13 protein-coding genes are annotated in these 20,413 nt (G+C 57.9%); 7 read left to right on the top strand and 6 right to left on the bottom strand.

The annotated features are described in order from the left end of the window. Nucleotides 1–272: 272 nt before the first annotated feature. Complete coding sequence (locus tag VFU50_03800; GenBank protein HEU5231960.1) at nt 273–929, bottom strand: hypothetical protein; 657 nt, start codon at nt 927–929, stop codon at nt 273–275. On the opposite strand from VFU50_03800, the gene VFU50_03795 reads away from it, so the two are divergent. The 6 genes from VFU50_03795 to VFU50_03770 all read left to right on the top strand — a co-directional run bounded on the left by VFU50_03795 (nt 928) and on the right by VFU50_03770 (nt 6,551). Beyond that, nucleotides 928–1,251, top strand: a complete 324-nt coding sequence (locus VFU50_03795) for a hypothetical protein (protein HEU5231959.1) — start codon at nt 928–930, stop codon at nt 1,249–1,251. The two genes, VFU50_03800 and VFU50_03795, sit on opposite strands and share 2 nt — an antisense overlap. A gap of 67 nt (nt 1,252–1,318) precedes the next feature. Beyond that, nucleotides 1,319–4,582: a hypothetical protein gene (locus tag VFU50_03790; protein HEU5231958.1), complete on the top strand. Its 3,264-nt coding sequence runs from the start codon at nt 1,319–1,321 to the stop codon at nt 4,580–4,582. A 134-nt stretch (nt 4,583–4,716) separates the two neighbouring features. Beyond that, nucleotides 4,717–5,004, top strand: a complete 288-nt coding sequence (locus VFU50_03785; protein HEU5231957.1) for a hypothetical protein — start codon at nt 4,717–4,719, stop codon at nt 5,002–5,004. Between the two features lie 54 nt (nt 5,005–5,058). Then, on the top strand, nt 5,059–5,571 hold the full coding sequence (locus tag VFU50_03780) for a glycosyl hydrolase 108 family protein (protein HEU5231956.1): 513 nt from the start codon (nt 5,059–5,061) through the stop codon (nt 5,569–5,571). 186 nt (nt 5,572–5,757) lie between these two features. Continuing rightward, nucleotides 5,758–6,342, top strand: a complete 585-nt coding sequence (locus VFU50_03775; protein HEU5231955.1) for a hypothetical protein — start codon at nt 5,758–5,760, stop codon at nt 6,340–6,342. Then, entirely contained in the window at nt 6,339–6,551 is a 213-nt protein-coding gene (locus tag VFU50_03770) for a hypothetical protein (GenBank protein ID HEU5231954.1), read from the top strand. The genes VFU50_03775 and VFU50_03770 overlap by 4 nt, the downstream gene beginning before the upstream one ends. Nucleotides 6,552–6,556: 5 nt before the next feature. Here VFU50_03770 and VFU50_03765 read toward each other — a convergent pair whose 3' ends face one another. Continuing rightward, on the bottom strand, nt 6,557–6,976 hold the full coding sequence (locus VFU50_03765; GenBank protein HEU5231953.1) for a hypothetical protein: 420 nt from the start codon (nt 6,974–6,976) through the stop codon (nt 6,557–6,559). A 296-nt stretch (nt 6,977–7,272) separates the two neighbouring features. Here VFU50_03765 and kdsB point away from each other — a divergent pair, with 296 nt between their 5' ends. After that, nucleotides 7,273–7,995 carry a 3-deoxy-manno-octulosonate cytidylyltransferase gene (kdsB, locus tag VFU50_03760; protein ID HEU5231952.1) on the top strand — a complete coding sequence of 241 codons (723 nt, stop codon included), beginning with the start codon at nt 7,273–7,275 and terminating at the stop codon, nt 7,993–7,995. A 399-nt stretch (nt 7,996–8,394) separates the two neighbouring features. Here kdsB and VFU50_03755 read toward each other — a convergent pair whose 3' ends face one another. The 4 genes from VFU50_03755 to rpoB all read right to left on the bottom strand — a co-directional run bounded on the left by VFU50_03755 (nt 8,395) and on the right by rpoB (nt 19,935). Beyond that, nucleotides 8,395–9,228: a YihY/virulence factor BrkB family protein gene (locus VFU50_03755; protein ID HEU5231951.1), complete on the bottom strand. Its 834-nt coding sequence runs from the start codon at nt 9,226–9,228 to the stop codon at nt 8,395–8,397. Between the two features lie 182 nt (nt 9,229–9,410). Beyond that, on the bottom strand, nt 9,411–10,742 hold the full coding sequence (locus tag VFU50_03750; protein HEU5231950.1) for an MFS transporter: 1,332 nt from the start codon (nt 10,740–10,742) through the stop codon (nt 9,411–9,413). Between the two features lie 296 nt (nt 10,743–11,038). After that, the gene (gene rpoC / locus VFU50_03745) at nt 11,039–15,229 is read right to left on the bottom strand and encodes a DNA-directed RNA polymerase subunit beta' (protein ID HEU5231949.1); all 4,191 of its coding nucleotides are present in this window, start codon (nt 15,227–15,229) and stop codon (nt 11,039–11,041) included. 236 nt (nt 15,230–15,465) lie between these two features. After that, nucleotides 15,466–19,935 (bottom strand): DNA-directed RNA polymerase subunit beta, encoded by a 4,470-nt coding sequence (rpoB, locus tag VFU50_03740; protein ID HEU5231948.1) that lies wholly within the window; start codon nt 19,933–19,935, stop codon nt 15,466–15,468. Nucleotides 19,936–20,413: the final 478 nt, after the last annotated feature.

The following is a 20,413-nucleotide window of genomic DNA, read 5'->3' as shown; positions in this document are numbered from 1 at the left end:
GCTGGGACTTAATTGCTCTTTCCTGGCTCTTCGGCCAACGCTGCCGGATTCTCGTGAAGGAGCCAGGACAGAGCGTTCAAGACTAAATGCATTCCGGGAGGTCCTTCGCCCAGAAGAGGGGCTCAGGATGACAATCGGCAAAGGATTTCGGTATTGGACACGATTAACACTCGCGGCCGCGAGCGCGTTTTCTTTTGAGGGCTCGAATGAGCGCGGCTGAACCTCCTGGTTCCTGGAATCGGCTGATGACTGTAACTGCGATTTTTCGCCAATCACGTGCCGGGACGGGGTGTCGAACGGGCACGGTCGATAAATCCAATGAACGTCCGCAACTCAAGCGTAAAAGCGTTGTCGTGGCGAAGAGCCGAATCGAAAGGGAACCTGTGCTGGTAACCAACTGCCAGTCGGCAACAGGCCAGATCTTTGGAGAGGTCGAACACGGCTTGCACTTGCCCTGCTGCGAATCCTCCTAATCCGCCTTGTCCCCACCTCTTCCCAATCGACGGTATGCCCATAAGCCAGAAACGCTTGCCACCGCACCGGAACTCCCATCCGTAGCAGCGGAGTATTGGCACGCGCCAACGGAAGTCTGCTGTGACTCCATTTCGCTGCTGGACTCGGTCAAAGCCAATACCAACGTCGAACGTTTGTGTCCGAATGCTGGGCAGCTTGGGGAACCAAACCGAGAACAATGCTGGGTCTAAGTAAATGCCGGCGGCAATACTTGAATTGGTGAATGGATTCCGATTGCTGCCAATTGTGAAGTGCGCACCCGCATCAATATTGTCTGACCAAAGCGGTGTCGTGGATGCTAGCAGAAGCAAGACTGCACCGAACAAAACTTGTTTCACGTGCGAACTGTAGCACGACGAGACACTCCAGATGAATGGCTGCTGAGTATAGGCGATTTCACTCAGTTGAGAAATCATGATTTCCGGCTACTACATTCTTCCCATCAGCGTTTTTCACGCAGCAGCCTCAAAAGAGCCGTTTCATGCCTGCGCGCACCAGATCGATCCCGCAGGGCGGGACGTGATCTGCTGGGCGCGGTTTCCCGATCCCGGACATGAGCAGCGGTTTCTCGCACGCGAAGGAGTCGAGCCGCTGCCCGATGCGACGCGCAATCAGCCGATCACAGACGATCATGCCATCAGGCTGCAGAGATATGGAGTCCGGCCAGGACATACGACGATGGATGTATGCGATCGGCTCGTTGCAGTGGTCGGCCACTGCATGAAGCTGCCGAGCTAGCACAAAACCAGCACTCAGCACTCGGCATTCGGCACTCAGCTAAACCTTAAAACCTAAAGAGCTTTCGATGAAACGCATTCTTGCGCTTATTGCCTATTGCTTATTGCCAATTGCCTGTTTCTCGCAGAACTGGACCACCGTTTCGGCCTCGAACCTCACCGATCTCAACCAGCAGAAGCTGGCTGCGGGGAGCATGTGTTTTCTCGGCACCGATCAGAACGACATTCCGATCAGCTTCCAGGTTGGCGGTGGAGGACAGGTGCTGGCGCGTCCGTTCTGTGTGCCGGTCACGAATGGATCGTCGGCGTCGCTGCTCGTGCCCAATCCGCAGAACACGCAGCCGCAGGGCATCTACTATCGCGTGACTGTCACCGATTCAGCCACGGGACAGCTTGTGCTGCACTACACCCAAGTTTCTTTTTCCGGCGCGAGCTTCAATCTGGATCAGTACGCGCCGCAGTATCCGGGACTGGTAACGGCTCCGGGAGCGGTCAGCACGCCGGGCAACTTCACCGTGAACGGCAATCTCAGCGTGACCGGCAGCATCAGCGGGACGTATGTCTTTGACAGCTCGGCGTACTCGGCCTTGAGTTCGAGCGCGGCTTACGGAACTTTTCAGTCGGTGAGCGATAAGCAGCGCGGCGTCTTCGTGCAGAACTATCCGCAGACGCGCTGGATTCCGATCTCGCCCTGGCTGAACCTCGATCACTTTGCCAAGGGCGACGCGTTTTATCTGAACGCCGGCTGCAGTGCGATTGCATCCAGTTACACGGTTTCGTGCGCAGGCGCGAACTTCGGTAGCGCCGATGTGGGAAAGCTGGTCGTGCTCTTCGGCGCTCGGGCAAACGGCTCTGGTGCAACGGCGACGACTTCGCTTTCGGGCGGCGCACTCACTACGCCAACTGTGACTGCTGCCGGCAGCGGGTATCTCACTCGTCCGACGGCGACAGTGAGCGGCCTCACCTGTACCTACAATCCGGAACTCAAGGTCAACCTCTCGGGATCGAACTACGCCACAGCCAACACGGTTTCTTCCATCACTGTCGTTTATGGTGGATCGGGCTGCACAGGTACGCCCTCGATCACGATCACTTCTGGCCCGTCTCTTGCGCTCGCCGGAACGATCGCCAGCGTGACCAACTCGACCACCATCGTACTCGCGACGAACATCGCGCCTTCCGTGACCGGGAGCAGCCTCTCGATGCTCTACGGATCAGACGACACGGCTAACATCAACTCCGCCCTGCAGGCGCTCGCGCCGAATACGGACGAAGGATTGAATCCCATTTCAGTCTATTGCGGACGGCTCTACATGACCTCCGGCCCGATCAACATTGTGAACAAAGCCATTGATCTGGTCTCGCCCGGTCCGGGCAATCTCAGCTCGGCGAATGCACAGCAAGGCTGCGGATTCTTTCTGGCAAACACGAACTACTCGAGTCCGACCGATGCCATCTACATGGCCGGCGCGCAGTTCAGCAGCCTGAAAGGCGTTCACATCTTCAGCGTCTCAGGGAACAAGCAGCGAGCTGCGATTCGACTCCAGCAGCCGGGCGGCTCGACGACCAACCACAACAATCAGTACAACCGATTTCTCGACAACATCATTGGTCCCTGGTACACGGGCGGCGCAAACGGCAGCGATCCTGAAGCCAACGCTTGCTTCACCGGATCGTTTACGCTGAATCAATGCGCGCAGTTCCAGTACGGCTTCTTCTTCGATCAGCCGAATGCGAACAACGACCAGATGATGTTCACGAACAACATGGTCGTCGGCGCGGATATCGGCTTCTACCAGTACGCGAATCAGTCCGCCGAGCTGCTGCTCGATCGCTACATGTGTGACGGCTGCGCGGTTGGCATCAAGGCCAACGCCAATATGGCCGTGCGCGATGCCGATATTTCCAATGCTTCCGATTGCGACATCGTGCTCGGCGATACAGCTTACAGCGGGACCAACCTGGGAATTGTGCTCGATCTGCAGCACTACACCTCCGAGGCCGGGCACCGCTTCCTCTGCGGGGATGCGCAGACCTCGGCTGTCGATAACATTTCGATCTTCCTGCACGGACAGATCAACTGGCAGGCGACGTCGAGCACGATCAAGAGCGGCACGATCATCGACTTCAGCGGCATGAACTTCGGTCCGAACATCTCTCTGGCAGGCGATCAGAACATCATGCCCAACGTGCTCGGCACTCTTCCTGCCACAACGGCGCCGCTGAACATGAACTGGTATATTGCCGGAGCGGCGAATGGTCCCAATCTGGTTCAGAACGGGCCGGACGTTTCCGCCAACGTCCCCGATCCGCCTATTACGAATTTTAAGAACCTGCAGCTCACGTATCCCGACTTCCGCCACTCGCAATGGGTGAAGCGCGACTGGACGCTCAACGTCGGACAAGGACAGCGCTGCCATACCGACATGATCTACTTCGGCGGAGATCCGGACTCGATTGAATGCAACAACACGACGGTGCTGGGCAAGAACCGCATCTTCGGCGAGCTGCTCGTTAACTCCATCGGCTCGCCGACTTCGCCGACCTGCAGCAAGCTTTCCGGCTCGGGATCGACGACGTACTTTTACAAGCTCGCCGGAGTCGTGGCAGGAATCGTCGGGCCAGCATCATCGGAAACGAGCTGCGCCAGCCAGGCAGCTTCCCTTTCGAGCTCCGCGGTCAATCAGGCCTGCGCCGTGCCCGTCGCCGGAGCGCAGCAGTACGCGATCTACGAATCGACCAGCACGGGAGCGGAAAAGCTGCTGGCGACAGTGGCCGCCGATCAGATGGTCGCGGGAGCGAGCAACACCGTCTGCTACAACGACGCGGTCGGCGGAGCTGCAGGCGCGTCGCCGGTGAGCACCGATTCGACCGGTGGGGCGACCTTCCAAGGTCCCATTTCGGCACAAGGGCTCACGCTTACCGGTGGAAGCGGACTTGCAGTTCCGTCGCTCAACATCAACGGCGACGGCAATATGACGAAGAACCCACGTATCCCCTGGACTGCTTATCTCAGCAGCACTACCAACAACACCGGCATCACCTTTGCGCAGTGGACCAACAGCGCGCCGGTGAAGATCGTCAGCATCTTTGGAATCGCGACCGGCGCGCCCGCCGGTTGCACTTCGTCGATTCAGTTCTTCGTGCATGACGTGGCGCAGAGCTCGAATACGTCTGCAGCTACGCTCGCCAACGGCGCAGGCAATACCAGTCTCGTCAATCCCAACTTTTCTGTTGCGAGCGGCGACACCATCCAGTTGCAGTACACCGCCTCCGGCTGCACCACGCAGGCGAGCGGAGTGAATGTGACGGTGGAAGTCGAACCGCAGTAAACCCGACACCGGAACGGCGAACACGAAGGTCACGGAGGGAACACATTGAGGTCACGAAAAAATTCTTTGTGACCTCTTTCTGTTGCCTTCGTGAACTTCGTGTTCGCTCTTCCCGGTCTTCGCAGGAGCAATCAATGAGTCTAAAGAAGAATTCTGTAATTCCGCGTTTGCCCAAGCCCAACGCGCACACGCTGCTTCTCGTGCTCGTGCTCATCGGCGGATGGGTCGCTAACTTCGCTACACTCTCAGCACGCATGGCCGATGTCGAGAAGAATCAAGGCAAGCTGGAGCAGCGCTTCGATCGCGACGTTGTACCGCGTCCGGAGCAGGAGGTTCGCGATCGCATGCTCGATCAACGACTCGCACAGATGCAGCGCACGCTTGATGCGATTGAGCAGGAGCTGCAGAGGAAGCATTTCTAGACGGCACTTTCAGCTTAGAAGCTCAGCCGCTTAGCAGCTCAGGAGCTTGTTTTCATGGCCAACTTTGACGAAGCTTTTGCCTTTGTCCTGCGCAACGAAGATCCCCACTTGAGCGGAGTCGTTACCGAGGACTCGGGCGGACTAACTCGGTTTGGCATCGCAGAGCGATTTCATCCCGATTTGGGAGATAAGTTCTATACCGAATCTGCCGAAGAAGCTTTGTCGGTTGCGCGGGAGATCTATCGTTCCGAGTACTGGAATCCGATTCACGGCGACGAGATGAACGATCAGCAGGTTGCCACCAAGATGCTCGACATGGCAGTGAACATGGGGGTGCGGCAGGCGATGGTGCTGTGTCAACGCGCACTCAACGCAAGCACGACATTTCAGCTCGACGAAGATGGCGTGCTCGGGCGACGAACGCTCACTGCCGTCAATGAATGCGATCCGGCTTTGTTACTGATTCGCCTCCGCGAGAACTGCGAGGGCTTTTATCAGCACCTCGCTGCGACGCGTCCAGCATCGCGGCAGTATCTACGCGGGTGGCTGACCCGAGCGCAAGCTTGAACGGCAAAGGCAACAGCAAAACCCGACGCGGATCACACGGACGCTTCGCGCACGGATTTCAGGGATCTTTCAATTGGGGTAGCAACAAATCGTTGATTTCTTAGCTTTCCAACACTCCGCGTGAATCCGCGTCCCATCCGCGCAATCCGCGTCAGGTTTTTCGCTCTCCCACCAAGGTGCGTCTTTATGAGTATTCACAAAGTGTATCTTTCGCTTTTGGCAATCGCTTGCGTGCTCGTGCTCGTCGTCGGCTCTGCATGGCGGGATCACGTTCGCGATGACGCTCGACGCGATGCCGTAATCGAAACGCAGAAATCGAATATCAGTCAGATTGAGCAGCGCATTACCGCCGCTCAGAACGATGCTGCTTCGCGTCTGGCGGAACTTGAACGTGAGCGCAAGGAGTTGCTCGCGCAACCCGCGCGTGCTCCTGAAGTGATACGCGAGCTGGTGCCGATGCACGCTCCCATTCAGCCGACCGGCAATGCTGCAAAAGGTTCACCGGATGCTCCTAGCGCGACGCTCACCCGCGACCAGCAGGTCGATCTCGCGCAGTATGCGCTCGGCTGCAAGGAATGCTCGATCAAACGCGATCAGCTTCAGCAGCAGACGAAGGATCAGCAGGAGATCATCTCGCGGCAGAAGGTCGAGCTCGAAGCCGCGAGGAAATCCGCGAAAGGCGGCAATGTTTGGCAGCGCACGAAGCGTATCGCCAAATGGGGAGCGATCTTCGGCGCGACCGGTTACGTGATTGGGAGGACACAGCGATGACGAAGCTTTCCGAAGCATTTCAGGAGATGGTCGGCGTGTTGAACGCGCTGATCGGCGTGCTCAATGCGGTGCATACGAATGTGTGGGCGATCCTGCTTGTATTCTTCGCTGTTGGTCTTTATCACGATGGCAAAGACGGCGCTGCGCTGGCGATCAGCACGGGAGCGTTTACGATGTTGCAAGCGGCGAGAACCGGAGAAAAAGCCTAGGCTGGCTAATATCCCCATTCTTTCAAAATGGGAAGTACATCCGACAGCGTTAGTTCGTTGCGGGCAGCTAGTCTTTTGTCTTCGCCTGAGTAGACAATGCTCAATGTATTTAGTGGGAACCCAGAAATGTGTTCGACCTCGTAATTAAGACAGATCTGTTCTTTGAAGGTTCCGTCAGCGCTCATATATTCTTTGCGACCTTCGAAAATTTCTTGTTCGCCGATCCAGCGATAACCGTTTTCATCTCGGCGAAAAGCAATCGTGCGGGACGTCCTTGAGTAGATATGTAACATTGCGTCATACCCCGCTCCTGGCTTCGACTCCCAAGTAACCTTCGCTCGTGCTGGAATTGGTGTGAAGCCGTACCGAGTTCGGTCAAATTTTGCTGCTGCCTTTAGGAGTGGCTGAATGCGGGGATCGTCCATCGTCACTCTTTGTGGAAATATCCCACAACCAACGTTTACGCACGCTAACAAGCCAAGGAGGATAAGACGTTTAGACATTCTCCTTTAAAGTACCGTAGTTGCAGCACTCGTGAATGGTTTTTCGGTTCTCTTTTAGCACGGCAGTGCTATGACACTCGTGGGCTCTACCACGATGGCAAAGATGGTGCGGCACAGACGATAGTACGGGGCGTTTACGACGCTGCGGCCGGAAACTGCGATGAGCCTGCGTTCCGAATGACAAGAGAGCCTTCGCTTAGTAGCTTAGAAGCTGCCCTATGCACGCCATCGCCATCATTCCTGCCCGACTTGCTTCGACCCGCCTCCCTCGCAAAGTTCTGCGCGACATTGTTGGACGTCCTATGCTGGCCCATGTGGTCGAGGCGGCGCGGCGTTGCCCGCAGCTTGCCGATGTGATTGTCGCCACTGATTCAGACGAAGTGCTCGCCGTTTGCAAACAGCATGGATGGCGGGCGGAGATGACTTCTTCTGCGCATCGCAGCGGCACGGACCGGGTGTGGGAGGTTGCTGAACGCACTCCGGCCGACGTTTATGTGAATGTGCAGGGCGATGAGCCGCTGGCGCGGCCTGAGCACATTTCGGCATTGCTGGAGCCGATGCAGGATTCTCGCGTCCTGGTCTCGACCATCAAGACGCCTTGCGCCGCAGCGGATGTGACTAATCCGAATGCGGTGAAAGTGGTTACGGATCTTGCTGGTCGCGCGCTTTACTTCACACGCGCGACAATTCCCTTTGATCGCGACAATTCCGGGACGGTGCAGCGGTTCAAGCATCTCGGCTTCTATGCCTACCGGCGTGAGGCTCTGGAGAAGTTCTGCTCCTGGCCCGAATCGGAACTGGAACGCTCTGAGCGTTTGGAGCAGTTGAGGTTTCTCGATCATGGCATCCAGATTCATTTGGCAGAGACGCCGTTCGATACGGTGGGGGTGGATACGGAAGAGGATCTGAAGCGAGTCGAAGGGATGCTGAAGGCCAGGTAATCGAACCGGTGCCGAGGTTTTCATGCATAGGCGATTCAGTGCCGCCGAATGCGGGACGGCTGGGATAGCCCACCATGAAGCGAAGCGCAATGGTGGGTAAGGCGACCAGCATTTTGGAGTCCGGCTTCCAGCCGGACGATTGAGAATCACTGTCGTTGGTCAGCAAAGGCTGCCAGCCCCCGGATCAAAATATTTCCATGAATATGCCTGATCCGACCTCTGGGCGTTTTCGTAATTAACGAGATTCTCAGTCGTCCGGCTGGAAGCCGGACTCGGGCTCCTTTGCTTGAGACCCACCATTCCGCTTCGCTCCATGGTGGGCTATTTTCAATCGTCCCGCCATTCGGCGGGACTGAATTGATCGGCTGCACTAGCGTAGATTCAGGCTGTGGCCTCGTGCTACATTTCCCTTTTCGGGAAGACTAATGCGTTAAACTCGGCGCCGATCAGCACCACGATCGACACCAGATACAGCCACACCAACAGAGCAATCACTGCCGCCAGCGATCCGTAGATCACGGCGTAATTCGCGTAATTCGTCACATACCATCCGAATCCAAGGGTTGCCCCGAACCACATTACGGTCGCCAAGACTGCTCCCGGCAATACTCGTCGCCATGACTGAGTGCGAGGAATTGCGAGGTGATAGATAAGCGCGATGACGGCGATGCTGGTCAGTATGCCAATAGTCCATCGTCCTGCCGTCCAGAGCAACAACACGGCGCCGCGTAGTTCGTAAATCGTGTGCAACGCGAGCCAGTTCTGCACCTGGTTGCCGAAACCAACAATTAACGTCGCGAACGCCATGGGAAATGCGGCGATGGGAATCAGCAGGAAGGCCATCGCGCGTTCTTTCCAGAATCCCCAGGGATTGCCTTGGATTCCGTAGGCGCGGCGAAATGCTGACATCCACGAAACCATCACACCGCTGGCTGCGGTGACTGCGACCAATGATGCCGACAAGATGACGTGGACCGGACGAATCTTGCTGGTGTTGAAGTAGGCGAGCGCAAGCGCAGTGGTGCCGGCAGGAAGAACTCTTCCGATCGCATAGGCTATTTCGCGGGTGAAAGCGACCGTGTCCTGCGACATACCGACGATCGACGCGAGGACGAGAAATGCAGGAAAGAGCGTGAGAATCGAAGAATAAGCACCGGCCTTCGCGGTGGCGAAAGCATCGTGCTCGAAAGCGCGCCACACCGCACGGCGAAAGTGCGTCACCAGGTGGAGCATTGGGAAACAGAGTAATGGATGGCAAGGCTGGTGGCTATTGAGAGATCGGTTGACCGGATCGGGTGATCGGGTTATCGTGTCACCGATTGTCAGTACCGTCTGCGGTAGCAGATGGGTGAGTCCCATGCACACCCACCCGCTACCGCGGGCGGTACTGACGTCTTCACCCGATCACCCGATTCCTATCCTGCCGCTTCCTCTTGTTGCGATGCCTGCTGCAGGCCTGTTGCCATTTCGGGAAGGATGCCTAACTCCTGGTAAATCGGACGAACCAGGCGACGGATTAGTGGCAGCTCGCGGGCGAACCAGATTGATCCGGCGATGCAGCAGGCACCAGTGATGAGCAGCGTGTCGGGTGCTCCGATGCGGTTGGCTACTGTGCCTGCTAGAAGGCTGCCGAATGGGGCCATGCCGGTGAAGGCCATGGCGTAGTAGCTCATCACGCGTCCGCGTTTGTCTTCTTCGACGATTGTCTGCAGGATGGTATTGCTCGAGGCCATCTGCTGCATCATGCCGATGCCTACGACGAACATCAAGATCAGCGACAGCCAGAGCCAGGGCGAGCGCGAGAACGCAACTAGTCCGGCGCCGAACACGGCTGCCGAGATGGCGGTCAGCCGGCCGAGTCCCAGAACGGAACGACGGGCCGCGAGGCGGAAGGCGCCGGTGAGGGCTCCGACTCCCACTGCTCCCATGAGGAAGCCCAGCGTGTGCGGTCCGCCGCCGAGAATCTTGCCGGCGAAGATGGGCATGAGCACTGTGTAGGGCATTCCCATAAGGCTGATCAAACCTAATAGAAGGAGGATGGAGCGAATGGGAGGAAATCCGGAAACGTACTTCCATCCATCGCGTAGTTCGGCAAAAGTGCTGCGTGCCGCGCGCGATTTTGGCAGCGCCGTGATGTTCATCAGCAGTAACGACGCGATCACAGCGAAATAGCTGATCCCGTCGATCAGGAAACAATAGCCTTCGCCCACGGCCGCGATCACCATGCCGGCGACCGATGGGCCAATAAGGCGTGCCATATTCACCATCGACGAATTGAGCGCGATGGCGTTGCCGAGGTCGCGGCGATCTTCAACCATTTGCACGACGAATGCCTGGCGCGCGGGCATGTCGAAGGCGTTGATTAAGCCTTGGAAGACGCTGAGCCAGAGGACGTCCCAGACAGTGATGATGTTGGCCAATGCCAGTGCGGCAAGCGCGAACGATTGCAGCATTGCGAGGACTTGCGTGACGACGAGAACGCGGTGTCGGTTCCAGCGATCGACCCAGACGCCGGCGAACGGCGCAAGCAGGAACGTTGGGATTTGTCCAGCGAAGCTAACCAGGCCGAGCAATAAGGCTGAGTGGGTGAGACGATAGACGAGCCAGCTTGTTGCGAGGCGCGTCATCCAGGTGCCGATCAATGAGACGCTTTGTCCGCCAAAAAAGAGACGGTAGTTGCGGTGGCGCAGCGCCCGCAGCATGAAAGCCAGAGTTTTTTCTTTGGGCTGATCGGAGAGCGCGGGCACAGGTGTTCAGATGCACTTCGTTCCTGCTCTGGCTCAGGAAAAGCAAAACGAAAACACGACGCGGATTGCGCGGATGCTTCGCCCGCGGATCGCCGCGGATTTTCGGGATTGTGGGTCGTAATCCAATCGACTGGCTTGCTTCGTAACTCCTCCGCGTTTATCCGCGTCCCATCCGCGAAATCCGCGTCAGGTTTTTTGGGTTCTCACAGCGATAAATTCAAAACTGAAAAAAAGCGCGGAGCATTGGCTCCGCGCTTTTTGCTTTTGCTAGTAGCTAGTCGCTAGAAGCCAGCAGCTTACTCCGCTGCCAGTTCTTCTGCTTCGCCTTCCTGGCGCATGATTTCCAGTGCGCGTTCGGCTTCGGCGTAGGCTTGGGAGACTTCTTCCTGCACCTTGGCGGCCGCCTGTTCCAACTCGGGACTTAAGCGAACGTTGCGGTAGTATTCCATGCCGGTGCCGGCCGGGATGAGGCGTCCGACGATGACGTTCTCTTTGAGTCCGCGCAGGTGATCGACTGCGCCCTGGATGGACGCTTCGGTGAGCACGCGCGTGGTCTCCTGGAACGACGCCGCCGAGATGAATGAGTCGGTCGAGAGCGATGCCTTCGTGATGCCGAGCAGCAGCGGACGTCCCGTTGCCGGGCGGCCTCCGTTGGCAATCACGCGCTCGTTCTCTTCGCGGAAGCGGAACTTATCGATCTGCTGTTCGAGCAGGAACGAAGTGTCTCCCACGTCTTCGACTTTCACCCAGCGCATCATCTGGCGAACGATTGTCTCGATGTGCTTGTCGGAGATGTTCACGCCCTGCAGGCGATAGACTTCCTGGATTTCGTTCACCAGGTATCCCTGCAGCTCTTTCTCTCCGAGCACAGCGAGGATGTCGTGCGGGTTGAGCGGGCCATCCATGAGAGGCTCGCCGGCCTTCATGCGCTCGCCTTCCTGCACGTTGACGTGGACGCCGCGCGGAACCGAGTATTCCTTTTCGGTACCGTTGTCGGCGGTAACGTAGATCTTGCGCTGCCCTTTTAAGACCTCGCCGAACTTCACCACGCCATCGATTTCGCTGATGATCGCAGTCTCGCGCGGCTTGCGTGCCTCGAAGAGTTCGACCACGCGCGGCAGGCCACCGGTGATGTCTTTCGTTTTCGTCGTTTCTCGAGGGATCTTGGCCAGCACGTCGCCCGGGAAGACCTCGTCGCCGTCCTGCACCATAAGGTGCGCGCGGCTCGGCATGAGGTAGCGCCGAGTTGTTTTGCCGCCCTTGATCGCGATCGCCGGCTGACGCTTCTCGTCGGGCGACTCGCCCACGACATGGCGCGAGAGTCCGGTGACCTCGTCCACTTCTTCGTGCAGCGTGACGCCTTCCTGCAGGTCCTTGAACTGCACGGTGCCGCCGATTTCGGTGAGGATCGCGAAGGTGTACGGATCCCACTCGACCAGCACCTGTCCAAGCTGCACATGATCGCCGTCGCCGACTTTCAGCTTCGCGCCGTACACGACTGAGTAGCGTTCTTTTTCGCGTCCACGATCGTCCACGACTGCGATCGACCCGGCACGATTCATGACCACCAAATCGCCCGATTTCGACTTAACGGTCTGCAGATTGATGAAGCGCACCGCGCCGACGTTCTTGGCTTCGAGGCGCGACTGCTCGGAGACTCGCGATGCCGTACCGCCGATGTGGAAGGTGCGCATCGTTAGCTGCGTGCCGGGCTCGCCGATCGACTGCGCCGCGATCACGCCTACGGCTTCGCCAAGCTCGACCAGACGGCCGGAGGCGAGGTTGCGTCCGTAGCACATGATGCAAACGCCGCGCTTCGATTCGCAGGTGAGCACAGAGCGAATCTTTACGCGCTCGATGCCCGCGGCCTGAATCGCGCCGGCAAGCTCTTCGGTGATCTCGCCGTTTACGTCCACGATCACGTTGCCTTCGTAGTCTTTGATCTTCTCGAGAGAAACGCGGCCCACAATGCGGTCGCGCATCGGCTCGATGATCTCGCCTGATTCCACAATGGAACCGACGTAGATGCCATCGAGCGTTCCGCAGTCTTGCTCGGAGACGATCACGTCCTGCGCCACGTCAACGAGGCGGCGAGTGAGATAGCCCGAGTCCGCGGTCTTGAGAGCGGTGTCGGCCAGTCCTTTACGCGCACCGTGCGTGGAGATGAAGTACTGCAGCACGTTAAGACCTTCGCGGAAGTTCGCCGTAATTGGCGTCTCGATAATTTCCCCCGAAGGCTTTGCCATCAAGCCGCGCATTCCCGAGAGCTGACGAATCTGCTGCTTCGAGCCGCGAGCGCCGGAGTCGGCCATGACGTAGATCGGATTGATCGCGCCGGCCTTGTCCTGCTGCTTGAGGACGTCGAACATCTCGTCGGCAACTTTTTCCGTGATGGCTGACCAGATTTCGATCACCTTGTTGTAGCGTTCGCCGTTGGTAATGGCGCCGTCGAGGTACTGTTGCTGAACGTTGATGACCTGCTTCTCGGCGTCGCGAACCAGCGTGTACTTGTCTTCGGGGATGACCATGTCGTCGATGCCGATCGACAATCCCGCACGCGTGGCGTAGTTGAAGCCAAGCGACTTGATGCCATCGAGCATCTTCACCGTGGTCTCAAGACCAAAGCGCAGATACGCGTAGTTCACAAGCTGGCCGATTCCCTTCTTCTTGAGCAGTCCGTTGATGTACGGCATGCCTTTCGGGAGCGCGTCGTTGAGGATCACGCGACCAACGGTCGTGTTCAGATACTGGCGATCGTAGTTGGTCGGCTCGGTGTGGAGCAGATCCTGATCGTCGTACGCCGTCATGAGATCGAGGACCTCGCCGGTGTAGCGCAGACGAATCGGAGAGAGCGTCTCCACTTCCTTCGCTTCGAGCGCGAGCAGAACGTCGTCAACCGTGGCGAATGAACGTCCCTCACCCTTGGTTCCCGGACGGCCTTTGGTCAGGTAATAGAGACCTAGCACCATGTCCTGCGTGGGCACGGTAATCGGCTGTCCCGAAGCGGGAGAAAGAATGTTGTGCGACGCCAGCATCAGCACGCTGGCTTCGACCTGGGCTTCCGGAGAGAGCGGGATGTGAACCGCCATCTGGTCGCCATCGAAGTCGGCGTTGAACGCCGTGCAGACGAGCGGGTGAATCTTGATTGCCTTGCCTTCCACCAGCACCGGCTCGAACGCCTGAATGCCGAGGCGGTGGAGCGTTGGCGCACGGTTCAACAGCACCGGGTGATCTTTAATGACTTCTTCGAGGATGTCCCAAACGACTGGATCCTGCTGCTCGACCATTTCTTTTGCCTGCTTGATGGTCGTGCACTGTCCGGTCTGCTCCAGGCGGTGATAAATGAATGGCTTGAAGAGTTCCAAAGCCATCTTCTTCGGCAGTCCGCACTGATGCAGTTTCAATTCGGGACCGACGACGATCACCGAACGTCCGGAGTAGTCGACGCGCTTGCCGAGGAGGTTCTGGCGGAAGCGTCCCTGCTTGCCTTTCAGCGTGTCAGAGAGAGACTTCAGTGGACGGTTATTCGCACCGCGCAGCACGCGGCCACGGCGACCGTTGTCGAAGAGGGCGTCCACAGCTTCCTGGAGCATGCGCTTTTCGTTGCGCACGATCACTTCAGGAGCGTGGAGATCCATCAGTTTCTTGAGACGGTTGTTGCGGTTGATGACGCGGCGATAGAGATCGTTGAGATCTGAAGTCGCGAATCGTCCGCCGTCGAGAGGCACAAGAGGACGAAGCTCTGGAGGAATGACCGGCAGAACATCGAGAATCATCCACTGCGGCTTGTTTCCCGACTTGCGGAAGGCCTCGACGACTTTGAGGCGCTTCGAATACTTCAGGCGCTTCTGCAGCGAGGTCTCTTCCTTCATGTGCTCGCGTAGTTCGACGGAAAGCTCGTCGACGTTCACGCGCTTGAGCAGTTCCTTGATCGCTTCGGCGCCCATCATGGCCTTGAAGCCTGTCGCGCGGAATTGCTGATCGAGTTCGCGGAACTTGTTCTCTTCCTTAATGACCTCGCCTTCCTTCACCGGAGCATCGCCGGGTTCGAGGACGACGTAGGACTCGAAGTAAAGAACGGACTCGAGTTCGCGCAGCGAGATGTCAAGCAGATGGCCGATGCGCGAAGGCAGTCCTTTGAAGAACCACACATGCGAGCAGGGCGAGGCGAGCTCGATGTGGCCGAGGCGCTCGCGGCGGACTTTCGAGAGTGTGACTTCCACGCCGCACTTGTCGCAGATGACTCCGCGGTGCTTCATGCGCTTGTACTTGCCGCAGAGACACTCCCAATCTGTGACAGGGCCGAAGATGCGCGCGCAGAACAGGCCGTCGCGCTCCGGCTTGAAGGTGCGGTAGTTGATGGTTTCCGGTTTGGTGACCTCACCGTGCGACCAGCTCCGGATGCGCTCTGGCGAGGCCAGGCTAATGCGGATGCTGTCGAAGTCGGTGACGGCGGTGCCGAGGTCGAACGGGCTCGAACGGTACAAAGTGTCCTCCGTTTCTTGCGTTTGTCATTCCGAAGGCGCTGGTGTTGCGCCGAGGAATCCCTACTCACATCCGGAATGACTGAAAACTACGTTAAGCACGGTTTTAGCGTGCCGAGAAACTGCCTCGAAACCCGAGCGTGGAAACCTGAAGAGCATTTCTGCCTATAGGGATTCCTCTCTTCGCCTTCTCCCAACAAACGGGAGAAGGCTACGCTCGGAATGACAAAGACTAAAACCTAATCTGCTGCCGCAGCCAGCGCTGGACGCTCTTTCGCCTTGATCAGCTCCACGTCCAGACACAGCGACTGCAACTCACGAATCAATACGTTGAACGACTCAGGCACGCCCGGCTCGATGGCGGCTTCGCCTTTGACGATGGCCTCGTAGATCTTCGTACGGCCATAGACGTCGTCGGACTTCGCCGTGAGCAGCTCCTGCAGGATGTACGCTGCGCCGTAAGCTTCGAGCGCCCAGACTTCCATTTCTCCGAAGCGCTGTCCGCCGAACTGCGCCTTGCCACCCAGCGGCTGCTGCGTGATGAGCGAGTACGGGCCGATGGAGCGCGCGTGAATCTTGTCATCCACCAAGTGCGAGAGTTTGAGCATGTAGATGTAGCCAACCGTTACAGGCTGCTCGAACTTCTCGCCAGTCATGCCGTCGAAGAGTTCGGTCTTTCCCGAAGTGGGAAGTCCGGACTGATCGAGCAGCGACTTGATTTCCTTTTCCGTCGCTCCGTCGAAGACCGGCGTTCCGAAAAAGACGCCTTTCTTCATACCTTCGGCGACTGAGACCAGCGTCTCGTCGTCGACATCGGTGAGCGATTTGAGGTACGGCGTCTCTTTGAAGATCTGCCGCAGCTCGCGACGCAGCGCTTCTTCGCGCGAGTTATCGGCGAGCAGCTTCGAGATGCGCTTGCCCAAGTCGTGTCCGGCCCAGCCAAGGTGCGTCTCGAGAATCTGTCCGACGTTCATACGGGAAGGCACGCCGAGCGGATTGAGAACGATCTCAACCGGCGTTCCGTCCTGCAGATACGGCATGTCTTCGTCAGGCAGAATGCGCGCGATCACGCCCTTGTTGCCGTGGCGTCCGGCCATCTTGTCGCCGACCGAGAGCTTGCGCTTCATGGCGATGTAGACCTTCACCAGCTTGATCACGCCCGGCGGAAGTTCGTCGCCCTTCTGCAGCTTCGAGATCTTTTCGTTGACGATTTTGCGCAGCACGTCGATCTGGCGCGAAGTCATCTCTTCGATTTCGTCTATCTGCTCGTTGACGCGCGGATCCTTGTTGTCGTACTTGATGCGCTTCAAGTTGCGGGTCGAGATACGCTCGATGGTCTCGCGATCGAGGATTCCGCCCTTGGTGAGCAGGCGCTTGTTGGTGCGCTCGTCGTGCAGGTCGGCCTGTACTTCCTTGCCGCCCAGGATGTTCTCAAGGCGCTTCAGGCGCTCGTCGGTGAGAATGCGAATCTCGTCAGCGAGGTTCTTTTCGAGTTTCTCGATTTGGGAAGCCTCGATGGCCTTCGCGCGCTCGTCTTTTTCTTGTCCTTTGCGCGAGAAGATCTTCACGTCAACGACGGTGCCTTCAATTCCCGGCGGACAGGTGAGCGAAGCATCGCGAACGTCTCCGGCCTTTTCGCCGAAGATCGCGCGCAGCAGCTTCTCTTCCGGCGTAAGCTGCGTCTCGCCCTTCGGCGTGACTTTGCCTACCAGGAAGTCGCCGGCGTGAACCGTCGCGCCGATGCGAATAACGCCGCTCTCATCGAGATCGCGCAGTGCAGACTCTGAGACGTTCGGAATATCGCGCGTGATCTCTTCCGGACCGAGCTTGGTATCGCGCGCTTCGATCTCGAACTCCTCGATGTGCACCGAGGTGTAGTAGTCCTCTTTCACCAGCTTCTCGGAGACGAGAATCGCGTCTTCGAAGTTGTACCCGCGCCATGGCATGAACGCCACGAGCACGTTACGTCCGAGCGCCAACTCGCCCATGTCGGTACAAGGACCATCGGCGATGACTTGTCCTTTCACCACGCGGTCGCCCTTGCTCACGATCGGCTTCTGCGAGATGCAGGTGTTCTGGTTTGAGCGCTTGAACTTGATGAGCTGATAAATGTCGCTACCGACTTCGCGCGACAACTGCGTGGGATGGTGCTCACCCTCGACGCGCACGATGATGCGCTCGGAGTCCACCGAATCCACGATGCCGTTGCGGCGTGCCAGCACAACGGCTCCGGAGTCACGCGCGGTGACGCCTTCCATTCCCGTGCCGACGATCGGAGCTTCTGCTTTGAGCAGCGGCACCGACTGGCGTTGCATGTTCGCGCCCATCAGTGCGCGGTTGGCGTCGTCGTGTTCCAAAAAGGGAACCAGCGATGCGGCAACCGAGACGAGCTGCTTGGGGCTCACGTCGATGTAATCGACTTCGTCACGAGGCACGAGCACGAAGTTGCCGGCTTTGCGAGCGTTCACTAGTTCGTTGATGAGACGACCCTTGTCGTCGAGTTCAACGTTGGCCTGCGCGATTACGTGACGATCTTCCTCCCACGCGGACAGGTAGAACGAGAACGGCTCGAAATCTGCAGGCTTCTTGCGCTTGCCTTTGATTTCTTCGTTCACGCGCTCGAGTTCGTGCAGTTCAACGTGATCGCCGACGCGATATTCGCTGTCGCCGCTGTTGACGACCTGCACGAAGTCCTGCACGCGCGAGCCTTTCACGCGACGGTACGGCGACTCGATGAAGCCGTAGTCGTTGATGCGCGCGTAGCACGAGAGCGAGGAGATCAGTCCGATGTTCGGACCTTCCGGCGTTTCGATCGGGCAAATGCGTCCGTAGTGCGTGGGGTGAACGTCGCGGACTTCGAATCCGGCGCGCTCACGCGATAGACCGCCCGGCCCGAGCGCGGAGAGACGACGCTTGTGCGTGATCTCCGAAAGTGGGTTGGTCTGGTCCATGAACTGCGAGAGCTGCGATGAACCGAAGAACTCGCGGATCGCGGCCATCACCGGCTTCGCGTTCACCAGGTCGTGCGGCATGGCCGTGGACATTTCCTGGTACACGCTCATCTTTTCCTTGATGGCGCGCTCCATGCGCACAAGACCAATTCGGAACTGGTTCTCCATCAGTTCGCCGACCGCGCGAACGCGGCGGTTGCCGAGGTGATCGATGTCATCGACGATGCCGATGTTCTTGCGCAGCTTGAGCAGGTAGCGGATGGTTGCGTAGAAATCTTCCGGCTCGAGCGTGCGTTGTTCGAGCGAGGTCTGATCGTTCTTCTCGTATAGCTTGATGTTGAACTTCAAGCGGCCCACGCGAGAGAAGTCGTACTTGCGCGGGTCGAAGAACATGCCCTGGAAGAGCGCGGTTGCGGTGTCGAGCGTCGGCGGATCGCCTGGACGCAGCTTGCGGTAGATTTCGATCAACGCTTCCTGCGGCGTCTTGAACGAATCGCGGCGCAGCGTGTTCGAGATCACATTGCCTACATCGTCGCGCTCAGGGAAGAAGAGATGCAGCTCTGTGATGCCGGCATCGATCATCTTCGAGAGCTTGTCGGCCGTGAGTTCCGTGTTGGCTTCGAGCAGAATCTCGCCGCTGTTGACGTCGACAACATCGGCGGCAACGAAGGCGCCTTCAAGATCCGTGTTGTCGATCTCGATGTCCGTGATCTTCGCCTTTTGAATTTCCTTCAGAACCGCAGGCGAAATCTTGCGGCCTGAGTGCGCGATCTCTTCTCCACTCTTGGTCTTGATGCTGTGCGCCAGCTTCACGCCGAGCAGATTGGTCGGACGCTCGATGTTTGGCTCGAGTGTCCAGTAGAGCTTCTTGTCTTTAATCGCGATCTTGTCGACGGTGTAGAACGTGCGAAGAATGTCTTCGTCCGAACGCAGACCCAGAGCGCGCAGGAAGATCGTGCCCAGGAATTTGCGCTTGCGGTCGATGCGGACGTACAGAGTGTTCTTCTGGTCGTACTCGAATTCAACCCAAGAGCCGCGATACGGAATGATCTTGCCGAGGAAGTAGGTGCGGTTGTTCGCGGTCTCGAAGAAGACGCCGGGCGAGCGGTGCAACTGGCTGACGATCACGCGCTCGGTGCCGTTCACGATGAACGTCCCATTTTGGGTCATGAGCGGGATGTCGCCGAAGAAAACTTCCTGCTCCTTGATGTCGCGAATGCTCTTGGCGCCAGTCTCCGCGTCTTTGTCGAAGATCGTGAGGCGGATGGTGACTTTGAGCGGAGCCGAGTACGTCATGCCGCGCTCTTCGCATTCGTTTACGTCGTACTTGAGCTGAAGGCCGACAGGGTCGCCGCATTTATTGCAGAAGTCAGGAGTGTTGGCGTTGTACGTTCCGCACTTGCCGCAGAGAACTTCGCCAGGGTGGAATGGATCGGTGATGACCGTGGCTCCGCAATTACGACAGGTGGTGCGCAGGTGGTGCAGACCCTTGAGGTGTCCGCACTTGCACTCCCAGTTGCCGATGGCGTAGTCCACGAACTCGAGCTGAGAGACGTTGCGAAAGTCCGTAATCGGGAACACGGACTGGAAGACAGACTGAAGGCCGCTGTCGTCGCGCTCGCTGGGCAGCTTATCCATCTGCAGGAAGCGGTCGTAGGAGCGCTTCTGCACTTCGATCAGATTGGGAATCTGAATCGTTGCTGGAATTTTGCTGAAGTCAAGACGTGTGCGACGCGCACGGTGGTTGTTGTTTGGCATTATGACTCCTGGAATCTGTTGGGCTTCGCTGCAGCGCAGCTCGCCCTTGCCGCCGCATCGCGTCGAACGCGACACGTCAGCTCACCATTTGTTTTTCGTAATCAGTCGCCGGACGGAAGGGACGCATCCAACCTCGAACCATAGGACGCATCAAAATTGTTTGCTCCTCAACCGAACCCGTCCGTAACTTCGGTTAAGAAAAAATCATTTTGAAATCGACGCGAATTGAGCTATATAGGAGCGGGGCAGCAACACAGACACGAAGACGCCAACGCAAGAGCAAAGCTCTGCGCAGGCGCCATGCGAGCGCAAACAGAATTTAATTTGTAAGTTTCCCGCGCCAGTTCTTAAGGCCTGTGTCGAAGTCCGCCGCCAGCGAACTCTATCCCAATGAGGACGAAGACAGCGGACCCTATGCCCGCGCTGCCCACGCCTCTGATCAAATCCGAATTCCGCCTCGAATCAAAACATTATAGCC

It is taken from the genome of Terriglobales bacterium (genome assembly GCA_035764005.1).
GTDB lineage: Bacteria > Acidobacteriota > Terriglobia > Terriglobales > Acidobacteriaceae > Gp1-AA112.
Note: the sequence above shows the minus strand (reverse complement) of the source record. Positions and strands in the feature narration are given on the sequence as shown.

What these genes read in the sequence shown, in the direction of transcription:
- VFU50_03795 (HEU5231959.1), top strand. Translation starts at nt 928, where the DNA reads ATGATTTCCGGCTACTACATTCTTCCCATCAGCGTTTTTCACGCAGCA.
- VFU50_03800 (HEU5231960.1), bottom strand. Translation starts at nt 929, where the DNA reads ATGATTTCTCAACTGAGTGAAATCGCCTATACTCAGCAGCCATTCATC.
- VFU50_03790 (HEU5231958.1), top strand. Translation starts at nt 1,319, where the DNA reads ATGAAACGCATTCTTGCGCTTATTGCCTATTGCTTATTGCCAATTGCC.
- VFU50_03785 (HEU5231957.1), top strand. Translation starts at nt 4,717, where the DNA reads ATGAGTCTAAAGAAGAATTCTGTAATTCCGCGTTTGCCCAAGCCCAAC.
- VFU50_03780 (HEU5231956.1), top strand. Translation starts at nt 5,059, where the DNA reads ATGGCCAACTTTGACGAAGCTTTTGCCTTTGTCCTGCGCAACGAAGAT.
- VFU50_03775 (HEU5231955.1), top strand. Translation starts at nt 5,758, where the DNA reads ATGAGTATTCACAAAGTGTATCTTTCGCTTTTGGCAATCGCTTGCGTG.
- VFU50_03770 (HEU5231954.1), top strand. Translation starts at nt 6,339, where the DNA reads ATGACGAAGCTTTCCGAAGCATTTCAGGAGATGGTCGGCGTGTTGAAC.
- VFU50_03765 (HEU5231953.1), bottom strand. Translation starts at nt 6,976, where the DNA reads ATGGACGATCCCCGCATTCAGCCACTCCTAAAGGCAGCAGCAAAATTT.
- kdsB (HEU5231952.1), top strand. Translation starts at nt 7,273, where the DNA reads ATGCACGCCATCGCCATCATTCCTGCCCGACTTGCTTCGACCCGCCTC.
- VFU50_03755 (HEU5231951.1), bottom strand. Translation starts at nt 9,228, where the DNA reads ATGCTCCACCTGGTGACGCACTTTCGCCGTGCGGTGTGGCGCGCTTTC.
- rpoB (HEU5231948.1), bottom strand. Translation starts at nt 19,935, where the DNA reads ATGCCAAACAACAACCACCGTGCGCGTCGCACACGTCTTGACTTCAGC.